Source organism: Rhodomicrobium udaipurense JA643 (assembly GCF_000636015.1).
Classification (GTDB): Bacteria; Pseudomonadota; Alphaproteobacteria; order Rhizobiales; family Rhodomicrobiaceae; genus Rhodomicrobium; species Rhodomicrobium udaipurense.
Genome location: NZ_JFZJ01000009.1, coordinates 39,415 through 54,723, shown reverse-complemented (window position 1 = coordinate 54,723; position 15,309 = coordinate 39,415). Strand labels below are relative to the sequence as shown.

Genomic DNA, 15,309 nt, shown 5'->3' with positions numbered 1-15,309 from the left:
GTGCTGTTCGGGCCGGACAGCGCCGGCGTTTCGGAGTGGCGCGACATCCCGAAGGCGGGCTTCAACCTCGTGCTTTCGCCCTGGCTGAACCTTTCGACCGCGAAGCTGCTCAAAGAGAAGTACGATCAGCCACTCCTGCACATCCCGGTGCTGCCCATCGGGGCGCGGCAGAGCGCGGCCTTCCTGCGTGAAGTCGCGGCCTTCGCCAAGCTGCCGGAAAAGCACGTGGAAAGCTTCATCGAAGCCGAGGAGCAACGCTATTACACCTACATCGACGGCTTCACCGATTTCTATTCCGAATACTGGTGGGGCCTTCCCGCGAAATTCGCGGTTGCGGCCGACAGCGCCTATAATCTTGCGCTGACGAAATTCCTCGTGACGCAGCTTGGTCTGATCCCGGCGAAGCAGATCGTGACCGAAGACCCGCCGCTCGAATACCGAGATGCGATCCGCGACGAGTTCCGCCGCATCGATCACGATGTTTCGGTTGAGGTCGAGTTTCTGGAAGACAGCTACCGGATTCACGAGGCGATCCGCGGTGCCAACTTCGGGCAGAAGCCGCCCATCATTTTCGGCACGACGTGGGAGCGCGACCTTGTGAAGGAGATGAAGGGCTCGATCGTCGAGGTCGGCTTCCCGACGTCCTACGAGGTGGTGCTGTCGCGCAGCTATGTCGGCTATCGCGGGGCGCTCACACTGCTCGAACGCATCTATAGCACGGTGGTCAGCCACAGCGCTTAGAGCGATCCCAGAGCGGCGAATTTGAAATCAGCCTCATTTCTGTGCCGAGTGCGTCGCCGATTTCAGATCATATGCCGCTCTGAAAGCTTCACGCGCGATGGGTGACTTGCCACCCGAGGATCGAACCGATGTCCGAAGCTCCGTTTGTCCTGTGGCCGATAATGAAGGCGTCGTCACGCTGACAGAATCGTAACGCCAGAAGAGCTTTAGCAACGCTTTCGGGCGTATTCGATCGTGAGAAGGCTGGCATCGCGTTGTCGCGCTGATGGATCGCTGTTGGTTCGCCGCGTGAACAGCGCGCAATGGCTCGGCTATGCCACCCGCATCATAGCATCACGCCCCAATTAAAATTTCGGGCGAGCCCGGAAATTCGGGTTCTTAAACGTTCATTTCCGCGCCGTTTCAAGGGGAATGCGGCTTGAACGGGGGCAGCGCGGCTGGACGGGCGAATTGCGCAACCTCGCTACAACGCGTTGATTCTACAGTACTTGGCGCGAGGGCGGCGTGCAAATCTGCATGCAAGCGCGCAGTGGATCGCCAGACCCTTCACAACACACGGCGCCCCGAGACATGAGCGATTGACAGTTCGCAGGGCGCATGAAGACTCATGGCATCAGTATCCGCGCATCGCGATAGAAGCGCCCCGCCGAGGAAGAAGCCCATGCCGCCGCGTTTCAGTATCGACGACATCCTCGCGAAGCCCTCTGGAGCCTCGTTCTTCGACGGCTTCATCGCGCAAAGTCACGAGAAGGGCGGCCTCATCAGCGCGGGGCTGCCGGATCGCGACGGCGTCCTCGTGGTGATGAGCGGCAAGCTGCGCGTTTATCTGATCGGCGAGGACAGGGAAATGACGCTGTTCTACCTCGTCCCCGGCGACATGTTCTGCACGCACTCCGGCTGCCTGATCGAGGCGGTCGAAAGGACCGATATTCGTTACACCGACATCGGGACTTTCGCGAAGAAGCTGGAGGAAAACCCGTCGCTGGCCTTCGGCCTCATAGGTATCCTCGGCCGGGCAATGATGGGCTGCATGCGGACGATCGAGGATCTCGTCTTCCGGGATATCAAGCAGCGGCTCGCGCACTTCTTCCTCGACCGCGCGAGGGCGGCGCAGGGAGACGCCGGCGCCGAAGTTCGGCTTTTCATCGAGCTGACCGTGGAGGAGATCGCCAATCTCGTCGGCTCCTCGCGCCAGACCACGTCCGCCGCGCTGAACGCCCTCATGCGGGAGGGCCTCATCAGCCGGAAGGGCCGCTCGAACTATACGATAGCGGATGTCGGCCAGCTCGCCGCTGCGGCCGGGACCGCGTTTCCCCCGCCCGATGGGACGGTCCGTCCCGCCCGCGAGGCGGATGGCGGCAGATAGGCGCGGCGCCCGGCGTGGTGCCCGAAAACCGCCATCCACGCTCCCCGCTTTGGTCGAATGGCCTGCGTTTGGGCTTGCTGACGGTACCCGCTCGGCGTCATCATGGACGCGGGAGCAAACGTCAGCCCGAAATGGAGGCGACATGAATTTGGGCTACATGAGCCACATGGAACTGGGGCATTTCATCGGCGGAAGCCGCGTCGCGGGAACGTCCGGTCGTTTCTCGGACGTTTTCAATCCTGCAACAGGTCGGCCCGAGAAGACGGTGGCGCTCGCGAACCGGGCGGAAATCCGCGCGGCGGTCGAGAATGCGAAGGCAGCGCAACCCGCATGGGCCGCGACCAATCCGCAGAAGCGCGGCCGCGTCATGATGGCGCTGGTGCAACTCCTTCATCGCGATATGGACAAGCTCGCGGAGGCGCTTTCGCGCGAGCATGGCAAGACGCTGCCCGACGCGAAAGGCGATGTGATCCGCGGCCTCGAAGTGATCGAGTTCTGCATCGGCGCGCCAAACTTCATGAAGGGCGAGTTCTCCGAAGGCGCGGGCCCCGGCATCGACATTTATTCCATGCGCCAGCCGCTCGGCGTCGTCGCGGGCATCACGCCGTTCAACTTCCCGGCGATGATTCCGATGTGGAAGTTCGGCCCGGCGATCGCGGCGGGCAACGCGTTCATCCTGAAGCCGTCCGAGCGCGCGCCATCCGTGCCGTTGATGCTCGCCGAGCTGATGCAGGAGGCCGGGCTGCCGGACGGCGTTCTGAACGTCGTCAACGGCGACAAGGAAGCCGTGGATGCGATCCTCGACGATCCCGACATTCAGGCCATCGGCTTCGTCGGCTCCACACAAATCGCCGAATATATCTACACGCGCGGCTGCGCGGCGGGCAAACGCGTGCAGTGTTTCGGCGGCGCGAAGAATCACATGCTGATCGCGCCCGACGCCGACCTCGATCAGGCGGCGGATGCGCTCATAGGCGCGGGTTATGGCGCGGCGGGCGAGCGTTGCATGGCGATCTCGGTGGCGGTGCCGTTCGGCGAGGGGACGGCGGATCGCCTGATGGAGCGGCTCATCCCGCGTGTCGAGGCGCTGAAGGTCGGCCCCTACACCAGCGACGACGCCGATTTCGGGCCGCTCGTCACGGCGGAGGCGAAGCGCCGTGTGCTCGGGCTGATCGGCAAGGGCGTCGAGGAAGGCGCTGCGCTCGCGGTCGATGGGCGCGGCTTCTCGCTACAGGGCTACGAGGACGGGTTTTTCGTCGGCCCGTGCCTGTTCGACCGCGTAACGCCGGACATGACGATCTACAAGGAGGAGATCTTCGGTCCCGTGCTATCGGTCGTGCGCGCCGAAACCTACGGCGACGCGCTTCGCCTGCCGATGGAAAACCTATACGGCAACGGCGTCTCCATCTTCACCCGCGACGGCGACACCGCGCGCGACTTCGCGGCCCGCGTGAATGTCGGCATGGTCGGCATCAACGTGCCGATCCCGGTGCCGCTCGCCTATTACACATTCGGCGGCTGGAAGCGCTCGGGCTTCGGCGACCTGAACCAGTTCGGCGCGGACGGGTTCCGCTTCTACACAAAGACGAAGACCGTCACATCGCGCTGGCCGTCGGGCGTGAAGGAAGGCGCGAGCTTCGTAATTCCCACCATGTCGTGACATCCGCCTGCCTGAAAAATCGAAAACAAGAACAGGGGAAACGGCCATGAAACGGATCGCATTCATCGGGCTCGGCAATATGGGTTTGCCCATGGCGGTGAACCTCGCGAAGGCGGGGTTCGAGGTGAAGGGCTTCGACACGACGCTATGGGCGGCGGAGCGCGCGGCTGCTGCGGGCATCGCATTGGCGGCAAGTTGCGCGGATGCGGCAACGGACGCGGACGCGGTGGTGACGATGCTGCCGAATGGAGCGATTCTAGCCGCCGTCTACGACGAGGTGATCGCGGCGGCGCGGCCCGGCGCCCTTCTGATTGACTGCTCCACGGTGGACGTCGAGAACGCGCGCGCGGCGCATGAAGCGGCGGCGAATGCCGGGCTGAAGTCGCTCGACGCGCCGGTGTCCGGCGGTGTGGCGGGTGCGGCGGCGGGCACGCTCACTTTCATGGTCGGCGGCAGCGAAGTCGCGTTCGAGGCGGCGCGGCCGTTACTGTCGGCGATGGGCCGGACGCTCGTTCACTGCGGCGATTGGGGAGCGGGGCAGGCGGCGAAAATCTGCAACAACATGGTGCTGGCGGTGTCCATGATCGGCGTGTGCGAGGCATTCTCGCTGGCTGACAAGCTCGGTCTCGACCGAAAGGCCATGTTCGACGTGGTGTCCACATCGTCCGGGCGCTGCTGGTCCATCGACACCTATTGTCCTGTGCCGGGCATCGGGCTGCAATCGCCCGCTGACAATGATTACAAGCCGGGATTTTCCGCGCCGCTCATGCTGAAAGACCTGAAGCTGAGTCAGCGCGCGGCGGAAAGCGTGGGCGCGGAGACGCCGCTTGGACGGCACGCCGCCGACCTCTACGCGGCGTTCGTGGCGGAAGGCGGCGCGGACAAGGATTTCTCGGGCATCATGCCGTGGCTTGCCCAGAAGTCGCGCGAAGGCTGAGCCACGCGAAGACGCGCGATCTGGCGGGCGCGAATGGGTGGACGCCCGCCCTTGATTCGCGTAAAAGCAGCTCAAAGACCGAGGGCAAGCATGGGCTGGTTCAGCGATATTTTTACTTGGTGGAACGGCGCGACGTTGTCGACGAAGCTCTACACGAACGCGCGCGGCATCTTCGTCGGCGAAGACGAAGAGGGCAATCGTTACTATCAGGACGCGAGCGGAACCGGCACGGCAGGCAAGCCGCGCCGCTGGGTCATCTACAAGGGCTATGCGGAGCCGAGCAAGGTTCCGCCCGACTGGTTCGGCTGGCTGCACTACATCGTGGACACGCCGCCGACCGAGGAAACCTATCACGCGCGCCCGTGGCAGAAGCCGCATCAGCCGAACCTGACCGGCACCCCGGCGGCTTATCGCCCACAGGGTAGCCTCGTCGGCGAGATGCGTCGTCCGAAGGGCGATGGCGATTACCAGCCGTGGAATGCCGAGTAAGACACCAAGCCATGCGCGCGCGGCCTCAGGCGAGCAGAGCTGGAGCGCAGCGGGCTATGAAAAAAACGCGCGCTTTGTCTCCGACCTCGGTGCGGACATCCTGTCATGGCTCGACCCCAAGCCGGGCGAGCGCGTGCTCGACATCGGCTGCGGCGACGGCGCGCTGACAGCGAAAATTGCGGCACGCGGTGCATCGGTTCTCGGCATCGACACGAGCGCGGCGCTTCTTGCCGCCGCTACGGCGCGCGGCCTCGACGTCCGCGCCATGAGCGGCGAGGCTATCGATCTGCCGCGTGAATTCGACGCTGTGTTCTCGAACGCGGCGCTGCATTGGATGACGCGCGCCGAGGATGTTATCAAGGGCGTTACCCGCGTGTTGAAGCCGGGCGGGCGCTTCGTCGCCGAGTTCGGCGGCTTCGGCAATGTCGCCGCCATCGTTACCGCGCTTCGCTCGGCGGCCCGCCTGTATCAGGGCAACGCCGCGCTCGCGCACCCGTGGTATTTTCCAAGCCCGCGCGCCTATGAGGGACTTCTCTACAAGAACGGCCTCATGTGCGAGCGCATCGAACTCATGCCGCGCCCCACGCCGCTGCCGACCGGCATCGAGGGCTGGCTCGCCACCTTCCGCAAGCCGTTCTTCGACCAGTTCGAGGGCAAGGTTCGCGACGCCGCTCTCGCGCACGCGGTCGAACTGTTGCGGCCGAGCTTGTGCGATGAAGATGGGCGCTGGTGGGCGGATTATGTGCGCCTGCGCGTCGCCGCCAGACTTTTGCCGCGATAGGGCGCTTGTGTCGCTCAGCGATCTTCGGCGTCGGGGCTTCGCTTTCGCGCGTTTGCGCCGCCGGAGCGCTCGCCGTTGTGGGGATCGCTTCGAAAATCTTTCTTGATGGTGGTGCTCTTTCGCTTCTCCATGCTCGGAAGCGTGCTGCAATCGGACGCTGCCTCATGCGCAGGGCGCGATTACGATCGGTCTTCAAGCGTCAAATCGATTTCGATTTAACGCGGGCTGATCTATTGGTGAAAAGCGGCTGTATTTGCTCTGGCCGCGCGGAAGATCGACCGGCGCTCACAAAGCGGACGCGTCGGTCGGCAACAAGAACTTCGGGCGTCGGCGCGAGCGCGCGGCGCTTCAACGGTCCAGGCTTTCCGGTATGATCATGAATGCGCGGCAGATAGCTCTTTCGACGGTCCTCGCCGGTCTTGCGCTTGTGGCACCCGGCACCCCGGCATCTGCCGACAGGATCGCCAATTCAACGGCCGTGTTCGCCGCGCTCGACAAGGTGACGGGCCGCGTCCAACCGCTCGAAATACCGATGGGGCGCACGGTCACGTTCGGCGCGCTGACAATTACGCCGCGCGCCTGCTACACGCGGCCGTCGACCGAGACGCCGCTGACAAGCGCCTTCATCGAGGTGGACGAGGTCGTGCTCGACGGCTCGTCGCACCGCATCTTCACGGGCTGGACCTTCGCGGAAAGCCCGGGGCTTCACGCGGTGGAGCATCCCACCTTCGATGTGTGGCTGACGAGTTGCAAGACGCCCTCGGCGGACATATCGGCCGGGAGACGGTCGAACGCGCCGAAACCCTGAAGCGCCTGCTCCAGCCGCCGGTGGAACGCCGCGCGGCTTATCTCCTGAGCGCCGAATTGTCGCAGGTGCTCGGTGACGAATTGCGTGTCGAGCAGACAGAAATCGCCATAGCGGAGCCTCGCCGCGAGGTAGACGAGCGCCACCTTCGACGCGTCGGTTTCGTAGGAGAACATGCTCTCGCCGAAGAAGGACCGCCCGAGCGCCACGCCGTACAGTCCGCCGACAAGTTTGCCGTCACGCCACGTTTCGACGGTATGGCAGTAGCCCATGTCAAAGAGATCGGCGTAAAGCTCGCGGATGCGCCTGTTGATCCAAGTGGTGCGGCGGCCCGCGCGCGAGGACGCGCAGCCTTCGATCACGCCGTAATAGTCGCTGTCGACACGGACCTCGAACTTGCCCTGCTTGATGACGCGGGCAAGCCGGCGGGGCACGTGCAACCCTTCAAGGGCGAGGATACCGCGTCGTTCCGGTTCGATCCAGTAGAGCGTCGTGTCTTCGGCGCTTTCGGCCATCGGAAAGATGCCGCAGGCATATGCTTTGAGCAGAACCTGCGGCGTGATTTCAATGCTGAGATTGGAGGGCGATCCCATGGTCCGCGAACCTGCCTTTTTGTCGCGAAAGAACCCGTTCCTCTAATCTAATGCTTTTGGAGATAATTTTCGAGCCAGTGAATGTCGTAAACGCCGTCGACAATGTCCGATTGCTGAATCAACGTTGAAAACAGCGGGATCGTCGTCTCGATGCCGTCGATCACGAACTCCCCGAGAGCCCGGCGCAACCGCATGAGGCATTCATTGCGGTTCTTGCCGTGCACGATCAGCTTGCCGATGAGGCTGTCGTAATAGGCCGGGATGGTGTAGCCCGCATACACGCCGGAATCGACGCGCACGCCGAGGCCGCCCGGCGGGTGGAAGTAGGAGATCTTGCCGGGCGACGGCCGGAAGGTGGTCGGGTTTTCCGCATTGATGCGGCATTCGATGGCGTGGCCGTCGAAGCGGACTTCCTCCTGCGTGAAGGAAAGGCCAGCACCGGCCGCGATCTGGATCTGCTCGATCACCAGATCGATGCCCGTGACCATTTCCGTCACCGGATGCTCCACCTGAAGGCGGGTGTTCATCTCGATGAAGAAGAACTCTCCGTCTTCATAAAGGAACTCGACCGTACCGGCGTTCCGGTATTTCAGCTTGCGCATCGCGCGCGCAACCGTCTCGCCGATTTCCTTGCGCTGCGCCTCGTTGAGCGCGGGCGAAGGGGTTTCTTCGAGGATCTTCTGGTGGCGACGCTGGAGGGAGCAGTCGCGTTCGCCGAGATAGACCGCGTTGCCCTTGCCGTCGCCGATCACCTGGATTTCGATGTGACGCGGCTTCGATAGATAGCGTTCGAGATAAAGCGCGTCGTCGCCGAAAGCGGCCTTGGATTCCGCGCGCGCCGTCGAGAGGGCAATCGGCAGTTCGGCTTCTGTGCGCGCGACCTTCATGCCGCGTCCACCGCCGCCCGCAGCGGCCTTCACGAGCACCGGAAAGCCGATCTCGCGTGCGATGGCGATGGCTTCCTCGTTCGTCGTTACGGCGCCGCCGGAGCCGGGCACGACGGGAATGCCGAGCGCTTTCGCGGTTTCCTTCGCGCGGATCTTGTCGCCCATGAGCCGCATATGCTCGGGCGTGGGGCCGATGAACGTGACGCCGTGCTCTTCGAGGATCTCGGCGAAGCGCGCGTTCTCGGAAAGGAAGCCGTAGCCTGGATGAAGCGCGTCGGCACCGGTGATCTCACAGGCAGCGACAAGCCGGGGAATGTTGAGATAGCTTTCGCTCGCCGCCGGCGGGCCGATGCACACGCTTTCGTCGGCGAGGCGCACATGCATCGCATCGGCGTCGGCCGTGGAATGCACGGCGACCGTCTTGATGCCGAGTTCCTTGCAGGCGCGCTCGATGCGAAGTGCGATCTCTCCGCGATTGGCGATCAGGATCTTGTCGAACATGAGCCTGCCGCCTTATTCGATAATCATGAGCGGTTCGCCGTATTCGACGGGCTGCCCGTTCTCCACAAGGATGCGCTTGACGGTGCCGGACCGAGGGGCCGCGATCTGGTTCATCGTCTTCATGGCCTCGACGATGAGCAGCGTATCGCCCTCGCGCACCTGTGAGCCGACCTCGACGAAGGTCGATGCGCCCGGTTCCGGCGAGCGGTAGGCGGTGCCGACCATCGGGGACGTCACGACGCCCGGATGATTTTCGAGATTGGACGCTGGCGCGGATCCGCCCCCGGGGCCGACGCCGGCAGTGGCGGGAGGCGCGTAGCCGGTAGGGGCCAGATGCGTCTGGACGCTGAGCGTGCGCGCCACGCGAACACGAAGGTTGTTTTCCTCGATCTCGATTTCGGTCAGGCCCGTTTCGTTGAGAAGCAGGGCGAGATTACGGATCAGATCTTCATTCGGATATTTGTTGGCCGTCTCAGGCATGGGGACTCCGGTTGATTGGAGCGGAAGCCTTCAGGATTTCCGCCACCGCGTCGAGCGCGAGCCCGTACCCTTGCGCGCCAAGTCCGCAGATAACCCCGATTGCGGCCGGGGAAACATAGGAGTGATGGCGAAAGGCTTCGCGCTTGTAAATGTTGCTCAGGTGCACTTCGATAATCGGGAGCGAAAGCGCACGCAAAGCATCATGAATTGCGACCGATGTATGCGTGTATGCGCCCGCGTTCAGAATGAGGCCAGACGCCGCATGGCGTGCCTCCTGAATTTGGTCGACCAGCACGCCCTCGTGATTTGTCTGCCGAAAATCGATGGAAACGCCGAGAGCGGCGGCACGGTTACGCAAGGCGTCATCGATGGTCGCAAGCGTATTGCCACCATAAATCTCCGGCTCGCGTTCGCCGAGGAGATTGAGGTTCGGGCCGTTGAGGATGAAGATTGGCTTCAAGGCAACAGGTCCATGGCTTTCGGAAAAGACAAGCGACAGGGCCGGGCGAACCCGGCCGTGCTCTTGTTAACAGCTTTCGTATCTCAGCGCAAAAGCGTCAGGATTTTTTCTCGTCTTTTGCACCGGGCGCGGATGCGGCTTCGGCGCATGCCTTGCAGCCGTCCTTGCGCGTATCTTCGACGACCTTTTTCAACGCGTCGTAATCTGCGGCGCCGGGAGTGACCTTGTCGCCGACGACGAAGGTAGGCGTTCCGTCAACGAACATGCGCTTGCCGATCTCGCCGATTTTCGCCACGAGCGCTTCCGTCTCGGGTGAAGCGCTATCGGCCTTCACCTTCTCCATGTCGAGGCCGATCTGTTCGGCGACCTTGAGAGCGCTTTCCTTGTTAGCGCGGCCGGCGGCGAACATCGCCTTGTGGAACTCGAAATATTTGCCCTGTTTCGCGGCGGCGAGGGCGACCTTCGAGGCATCGGCCGAGCCTTGCGATAAGATCGGGTATTCCATGAACACCACCTTGACCTTCTTGTCGGCGTCGAGAAGCTTCACGACCTCCGGCAGAGCGTGGCGACAGTAGCCGCAATTATAGTCGAAGAACTCGACGAGCGTGACGTCGCCTTGACCAATCGTCAGCGGCGCGAGCTCGGCTTTCAGGCCCGAAAGGCTCTTGTAGAACTCAGGCATGCGCGAACGCGTGGCTTCGCCGCGCTTGGCTTCGGCCTTCTTCTCGAAGGCGTCCTGAACTTCCAGCAGGATTTCCGGGTGAGAGACGAGGTAATCCTTCACGATCTTCTCGATGGACCGCGTCTGTCCCTCGGTGAAAGTGTCCGACTGCGCGCGTGCCGCGATGGGGGCAGCGATGGAAAGGGACAGGGCCATCGCCGCCGGCACGGCAAGCGCGACGGCTCTCTTCATTATCGTTTTCATCAGTCTCTCCGGGATTTCCGTTTCTGGTGGCTAGCGCAACGCGGCTAACCACGCACTTTTTCCATCTTGAAGTTTACGATGTCGTCAGCCTTGACCCAGCCGGGCGAACCGGCGGCAAGACCGTTCTTTGCGCGCTCCGCCATCATCTTGGCCACCTTCACGTCGCCTTTGTGGAAGGCTGCCAGCGCCGAGGCGAGGTCGGCTTCGGGGAAGCGTCTCAGCTTGCCGTAAGCCTGTGCCTGGAGGCGATAGCCGAGATAGGACTGCTCTTCTTCCACCATTCCCACGCGCAGCAACTGAAGCGCCTCCTCCGCGCTGCCGCCGCCACTTTCGAGGATCGCCTGCGCCAGCTCGATGCGCATGAAACCCGACTTCGAAACGAGTGACACCGCCTTGCGGAATGGCGCGACTGCTTCCTTCGCCCTTCCGCTTTCGAGAAGAAATGTGCCTTTCAACTCGTGAAACCAAGGGTTCTGCGGCTGCTGCGCGATAAGTTCCTCAAGGGCGGGCGCGGCGGACGGATAGCCGCCCATGTGATACTTCATGATGGCGCGCGCGTAGCGGGCTGGCAGGCCGTTGTCATTATACCGGCGTGCGATCGCCTGCGGATTGTTTTTCCATGTGTAGGCCGCGATCTTGGCCCGCACGAGATCGTGGCGAAGCTGAAGTTGCGCCGAATCCTTCTGATCGAAATACGGGCTCTTTTTCGCGATTTCCTCAAGCTGCGCGATACGGTCAGCGGGCACCGGATGCGTCTGGATGTACGGATCGACCCTTGTATTGCCGAGCGACTGGTTCGCGAAATAGCGGAAGGTCTTCAGCATCCCCGCGGGCGACTGCTGCGACTTGTTCAGGTACTCGACCCCGGCCTGGTCGGCGGCGGACTCCTGCGCGCGTCGATAAGAGAGGATCGAGCGCATCAGCACCTGCGAGCCGCCCATCATCATCGCCGAGCCGCCCTGCATCGCTTCGCTGCTGCCGCTGGCCGCGCCGCCGACCATAGTGCCGATGCTCAGAACCTGGAGCATGAGCGCCGCCGTTTGCATCTTTGCGATCTGTTGGCGAAGGCCGGTGATATGGCCGCCCTTGATGTGCCCCGTCTCGTGGGCGATGACGCCGATGATCTGGTTTGGGGTCTCGGACTGGAGGATCGCGCCTGTGTTGATGAACATGTTGCGCCCGTCGACGACGAACGCGTTAAAGCTGCCATCGTTGACGAGATGGACCTTGATATTGTTGCCGGAAACGCCCGCCGCCCGGAAGATGGGCGCGGTGTAATCGGCGATGAGCGCCTCGGTCTCGGCGTCGCGGATAAGGCTGATTTCCTGCGCCGACGCCGGAGCAGTCGTTGCGGTGGCAAAAATTGCGACGCAAGCCGCCAATTTTCTCAAGCGCGAAATCGTTTGTGATAAAGCCATTGGAAACTTCCACCCCGGATGGCGCCGCTTGCCGAAAGTTCATACCGAGCCGACGGAGCATGCATCGAACGGAATTTTTTGAGGAATAATGGCGGTGGAATTCGGGCGTAAGGATGACGCGGGCGCGGCTCGCTGCCTGCGGATCTATGGACCGGACAGGCTCGCGAAAGGATGAATGCCATGGCGGACGAAACCGAGACACCCATCGATACCCCGGCTCGGCGTGAGCTTTCGCCATCGCTTCGCAGCGCGATCGGTGCCTTCGTCGTCATGGACGTGATGCGCGAGGCGAACCGGCTTCAAGCGGCGGGTGGCGACATCATTCACATGGAAGTTGGCCAACCGGGCACGCCCGCGCCGCGTCTCGTGCGCGAGGCGGTGAAGCGCGCGATCGATGACGGCCCGCTCGGCTATACGGATGCGCTCGGTCTTCCGGCGCTGCGCGAACGCATCGCGCGGCATTATGCCGACGCTTACGGCGTTAACGTGTCGCCGTCGCGCATCGTGGTGACGACGGGCTCGTCGGCGGGCTTCGTGCTGGCGTTTCTTGCGCTGCTCAACCCCGGCGAAGGGCTCGCGCTGCCGCGTCCGGGCTACCCATGCTATCGCCAGATCGCGCGCGTGCTCGACCTCGTGCCGGTGCCCGTCGCGGCAGGCGCTGCCACAGGTTACGCGCCGACGCCGGATGCGCTGGCCGCCGCTTTCCGCGACCGAGGCGCGCGCGCCGTGGTGCTGGCCAGCCCCTCGAACCCGACCGGCGCAATGCTATCGCCAGCCGCGCTCGGCCTCCTCGTCGAAACGGCGCGCGAGGCGGGCGCCTGGTTCATCTCGGACGAAATCTACCACGGGCTGACCTACGGCGCTCCGGCCGCGACCGCGCTCGCCTTTTCGGACGACGCCATCGTCATCAACAGCTTCTCGAAATATTACTCGATGACCGGCTGGCGGGTCGGCTGGATGGTCGTGCCCGAGCGCCTTGTGCGTGTGTTCGAGCGTGTCGCGCAGAACCTCTACATCTCGACGCCCGCCGCGTCGCAGGTTGGCGCGCTCGCGGCGTTCGAAGCTGTCGAGGAACTGGAGGCGTACAAGGCCGTGTATGCAAGGAACCGCGACCTGCTTCTGGAGGAACTCCCGCGCGCTGGCTTCGGTCGCCTCGCGCCCGCCGACGGCGCCTTCTACGTGTATGCAGACGCAGGCGGCATCACCGACGATTCCGCCGCTTTCGTGCGCCGCATGCTTGATGAGACGGGCGTCGCGGCGACCCCCGGCGTCGACTTTGACGAGGAAGACGGGCGCCGCTTCATTCGCTTCAGCTATGCAGGGCCGTTCGAACGCATGCGCGAGGCGACGGCGCGGCTGAAGGCGTGGCGCGGCTAAATTTCCACATTGAACGCAACTCGCGAAAGAGGCCGCGTGGGCGTCGGGCGTGACTTCGCGGCCCCTCTCGCTCTCACCGAGCCCAGGCGGGGCCGGTGTTTTCAAGCGCGACCACGCAGGGCTGCGCGAGTTCCGCTTTGTGCTGCATCAGGCAGCGGCGCACCTGTCCTTGCACATGCTCCACCTCCGGGCAGAACTTCGCGATCTCCGTCATGCAGAGGCTCGCCACCGGGCCGGTACCGGGGCCACGATCCACGGCCGTCGATTCGACCGCGGTCAGGCACGGTTCCGAAAGCTCCTTGATCTTGCCCGCGAGGCAATCGCGCTGCTCCGCAGCCGGAACAGTCGCGCAGTGCTTTTCGATATCGGCGGGACACAGCTTCGTGACGATACCCTGCCACATGCCTCTGCCGCCGCCCATTCCACCACCCATGCCACCTTGAGCCGCGGCCCCGGTCGCAAGCGCGAGTCCGAGCGTCGCCGCAAGTCCCATTCCTGCAAGTCTCATGCAATCCTCCTGTGGCTGTAACTCTGGTGGAACGAATTTGACATTCGCGATTGGCTTTCACCCAGATGTCAAAGGCCCGACATTCGCGAGGGTGCCGCACGCCGACGCATAAGCCGAAATCTGAACCGCCAGGAGCTTGCGCCCTGAAACGTGAGGCTTTGCTGATTGCGGATGTCAGCGAGTTGTCAGTTTCGAGCATGGAAGCCTCGCAAATCGGTTGCGTTTCGACCGACAAATTCGAATAAGCCTGCAAAAAATAGAACAAACGCATTTGAACACTGGGCATCACCGTAAGCTGCGGCGTTTCGAAGCGCGGCGAACGAAAGCCGCCGCTTTTCGCCGGAAAGCCCCGCGAGCCGTCCGATGGTCGCGACAGGCGCGCCGAAGCGACGCGCCCTTTCACCCTTTGGGCGCTTCGGCCTTGAACGGATGGGCTTTCCCGCCTTTATGGTGAGCGGCGAGGATCGGCCGACGGCCGTTGCAGCGGGCGCGTGAGCCCCATCGCGAAGCTACGGGTTTCTATTCTGACGCGTTTTCTTCACGCGAACCGGCATTCCTTCGCTCGAAAACGCTCTTTGGAGCACACACGTTGAATTTTCAGGATCGCTTTTCGCGGCAGGGCGCAACCGCCGCCCTGATCGAAAGGCTGAACGCAGACCTTCTTTCCCATCCGAGCGCAACCGACACGCTCGACCGCTGGTGCCGTGCGTCAGGCCGCCTTCCGGGCGCAGCGCTTTCGGCCGAAGTGCACCGCGACGGCACGCGGCGCGACCTGACCGCCGAGGAGTGCGCGCGCCTCGCCATCTCGCCGGACGACGCGCTGCGCTATCGCCTCGTGCGCATCTTCTTCGGCGACAAGTTCCTGTCTGAAGCGGAAAACTGGTATATCCCGGCGCGGCTTCCCGCTGAAATGAACCGCCTCCTTGAAAAGACGGAGACGCCTTTCGGGCGTGTTGTGGAGGATCTCGATTTCCGGCGCGAAACGCTTTCGTCGGACGTGCTCTGGACGCCCGAGGCGAACCCGCGCGCGCCGATCCTTCGCCACCGCGCCATCCTCTCGAACGGCGCGACGCCGATTTCGCTTGTGGTCGAGACGTATCAGCCGGACGTGCTGTTTTTTCACGCGGGGTGAGCCGAATAGCCCGTGCCGTCAGCGGCGCCGCCTGCGCCGTGGTGCCCGGCCGTTCGTCCCATACCAAGCCGTGGAACAGGTCGAGCCGCTCCTTCAGATAGTGGCGCTCGACCTAGGAGCGGTCGTTGCCGAAGACGAACGTCTGTTCATCGCGATCGCGGAAAGCGGGTCAACGTACTTCCCGCGCGCCGTTGGGATTGCCGGTCGTGCGAAATGAGAGCAGTTCGCGCCGCCATTGGCGCGCCCTTG

The 15,309-nt window shown here is 63.4% G+C and carries 16 protein-coding genes; 9 read left to right on the top strand and 7 right to left on the bottom strand.

Features of this window, described 5'->3' with window-relative positions; translation table 11 throughout:
• The 7 genes from T281_RS02935 to T281_RS18105 form a co-directional block, all read left to right on the top strand.
• The coding region (locus T281_RS02935) for a nitrogenase component 1 (RefSeq protein WP_037233849.1) at positions 1–741 on the top strand (741 nt) is incomplete at its 5' end.
• A gap of 661 nt (positions 742–1,402) precedes the next feature.
• A complete protein-coding gene (locus tag T281_RS02930) occupies positions 1,403–2,107 on the top strand; it encodes a Crp/Fnr family transcriptional regulator (RefSeq protein ID WP_037233846.1) in 705 nt (234 codons plus the stop codon).
• A 142-nt stretch (positions 2,108–2,249) separates the two neighbouring features.
• Positions 2,250–3,767: a CoA-acylating methylmalonate-semialdehyde dehydrogenase gene (locus T281_RS02925; protein WP_420834871.1), complete on the top strand. Its 1,518-nt coding sequence runs from the start codon at positions 2,250–2,252 to the stop codon at positions 3,765–3,767.
• Positions 3,768–3,774: 7 nt separating this feature from the next.
• Positions 3,775–4,704, top strand: coding sequence for a 3-hydroxyisobutyrate dehydrogenase (gene mmsB, locus T281_RS02920; RefSeq protein WP_276324611.1), 930 nt, complete (start codon positions 3,775–3,777; stop codon positions 4,702–4,704).
• A gap of 90 nt (positions 4,705–4,794) precedes the next feature.
• A complete protein-coding gene (locus T281_RS02915) occupies positions 4,795–5,193 on the top strand; it encodes an NADH:ubiquinone oxidoreductase subunit NDUFA12 (RefSeq protein ID WP_037233838.1) in 399 nt (132 codons plus the stop codon).
• Entirely contained in the window at positions 5,183–5,974 is a 792-nt protein-coding gene (locus T281_RS02910) for a class I SAM-dependent methyltransferase (RefSeq protein WP_037233835.1), read from the top strand. The genes T281_RS02915 and T281_RS02910 overlap by 11 nt, the downstream gene beginning before the upstream one ends.
• A 253-nt stretch (positions 5,975–6,227) precedes the next feature.
• The gene (locus T281_RS18105; protein ID WP_245269137.1) at positions 6,228–6,782 is read left to right on the top strand and encodes a DUF2155 domain-containing protein; all 555 of its coding nucleotides are present in this window, start codon (positions 6,228–6,230) and stop codon (positions 6,780–6,782) included.
• On the opposite strand, the gene aat is transcribed toward T281_RS18105, so the two are convergent.
• The 6 genes from aat to T281_RS02880 form a co-directional block, all read right to left on the bottom strand.
• On the bottom strand, positions 6,680–7,372 hold the full coding sequence (gene aat, locus T281_RS02905; protein ID WP_037233831.1) for a leucyl/phenylalanyl-tRNA--protein transferase: 693 nt from the start codon (positions 7,370–7,372) through the stop codon (positions 6,680–6,682). The genes T281_RS18105 and aat overlap by 103 nt on opposite strands.
• Before the next feature lie 47 nt (positions 7,373–7,419).
• Positions 7,420–8,760 carry an acetyl-CoA carboxylase biotin carboxylase subunit gene (gene accC, locus T281_RS02900; RefSeq protein ID WP_037233827.1) on the bottom strand — a complete coding sequence of 447 codons (1,341 nt, stop codon included), beginning with the start codon at positions 8,758–8,760 and terminating at the stop codon, positions 7,420–7,422.
• 12 nt (positions 8,761–8,772) lie between these two features.
• The gene (accB, locus tag T281_RS02895) at positions 8,773–9,240 is read right to left on the bottom strand and encodes an acetyl-CoA carboxylase biotin carboxyl carrier protein (protein WP_037233824.1); all 468 of its coding nucleotides are present in this window, start codon (positions 9,238–9,240) and stop codon (positions 8,773–8,775) included.
• A complete protein-coding gene (aroQ, locus tag T281_RS02890; RefSeq protein WP_037233821.1) occupies positions 9,233–9,700 on the bottom strand; it encodes a type II 3-dehydroquinate dehydratase in 468 nt (155 codons plus the stop codon). The genes accB and aroQ overlap by 8 nt, the downstream gene beginning before the upstream one ends.
• 97 nt (positions 9,701–9,797) lie before the next feature.
• Positions 9,798–10,613, bottom strand: coding sequence for a DsbA family protein (locus T281_RS02885; RefSeq protein ID WP_162173097.1), 816 nt, complete (start codon positions 10,611–10,613; stop codon positions 9,798–9,800).
• Positions 10,614–10,669: 56 nt separating this feature from the next.
• Complete coding sequence (locus T281_RS02880) at positions 10,670–12,043, bottom strand: M48 family metalloprotease (protein ID WP_037233818.1); 1,374 nt, start codon at positions 12,041–12,043, stop codon at positions 10,670–10,672.
• 180 nt (positions 12,044–12,223) lie between these two features.
• Between T281_RS02880 and T281_RS02875 the strand changes: the two genes are divergently transcribed.
• A complete protein-coding gene (locus T281_RS02875) occupies positions 12,224–13,420 on the top strand; it encodes a pyridoxal phosphate-dependent aminotransferase (RefSeq protein WP_052036955.1) in 1,197 nt (398 codons plus the stop codon).
• 73 nt (positions 13,421–13,493) lie between these two features.
• Here the strand turns inward: T281_RS02875 and T281_RS02870 are convergent, their stop codons facing one another.
• Positions 13,494–13,928, bottom strand: coding sequence for a cysteine rich repeat-containing protein (locus T281_RS02870; RefSeq protein WP_037233814.1), 435 nt, complete (start codon positions 13,926–13,928; stop codon positions 13,494–13,496).
• Positions 13,929–14,517: 589 nt separating this feature from the next.
• Here T281_RS02870 and T281_RS02865 point away from each other — a divergent pair.
• A complete protein-coding gene (locus tag T281_RS02865; protein ID WP_052036951.1) occupies positions 14,518–15,060 on the top strand; it encodes a hypothetical protein in 543 nt (180 codons plus the stop codon).
• Positions 15,061–15,309: the final 249 nt, after the last annotated feature.

Excerpts from the sequence above, each read along its gene's own strand:
- T281_RS02910 (WP_037233835.1), top strand. The coding sequence starts at position 5,183 with ATGCCGAGTAAGACACCAAGCCATGCGCGCGCGGCCTCAGGCGAGCAG.
- T281_RS02915 (WP_037233838.1), top strand. The coding sequence starts at position 4,795 with ATGGGCTGGTTCAGCGATATTTTTACTTGGTGGAACGGCGCGACGTTG.
- T281_RS02880 (WP_037233818.1), bottom strand. The coding sequence starts at position 12,043 with ATGGCTTTATCACAAACGATTTCGCGCTTGAGAAAATTGGCGGCTTGC.
- T281_RS02885 (WP_162173097.1), bottom strand. The coding sequence starts at position 10,613 with ATGAAGAGAGCCGTCGCGCTTGCCGTGCCGGCGGCGATGGCCCTGTCC.
- T281_RS02930 (WP_037233846.1), top strand. The coding sequence starts at position 1,403 with ATGCCGCCGCGTTTCAGTATCGACGACATCCTCGCGAAGCCCTCTGGA.
- accB (WP_037233824.1), bottom strand. The coding sequence starts at position 9,240 with ATGCCTGAGACGGCCAACAAATATCCGAATGAAGATCTGATCCGTAAT.
- T281_RS02870 (WP_037233814.1), bottom strand. The coding sequence starts at position 13,928 with ATGAGACTTGCAGGAATGGGACTTGCGGCGACGCTCGGACTCGCGCTT.
- T281_RS02925 (WP_420834871.1), top strand. The coding sequence starts at position 2,250 with ATGAATTTGGGCTACATGAGCCACATGGAACTGGGGCATTTCATCGGC.
- accC (WP_037233827.1), bottom strand. The coding sequence starts at position 8,760 with ATGTTCGACAAGATCCTGATCGCCAATCGCGGAGAGATCGCACTTCGC.
- T281_RS02875 (WP_052036955.1), top strand. The coding sequence starts at position 12,224 with ATGGCGGACGAAACCGAGACACCCATCGATACCCCGGCTCGGCGTGAG.
- aat (WP_037233831.1), bottom strand. The coding sequence starts at position 7,372 with ATGGGATCGCCCTCCAATCTCAGCATTGAAATCACGCCGCAGGTTCTG.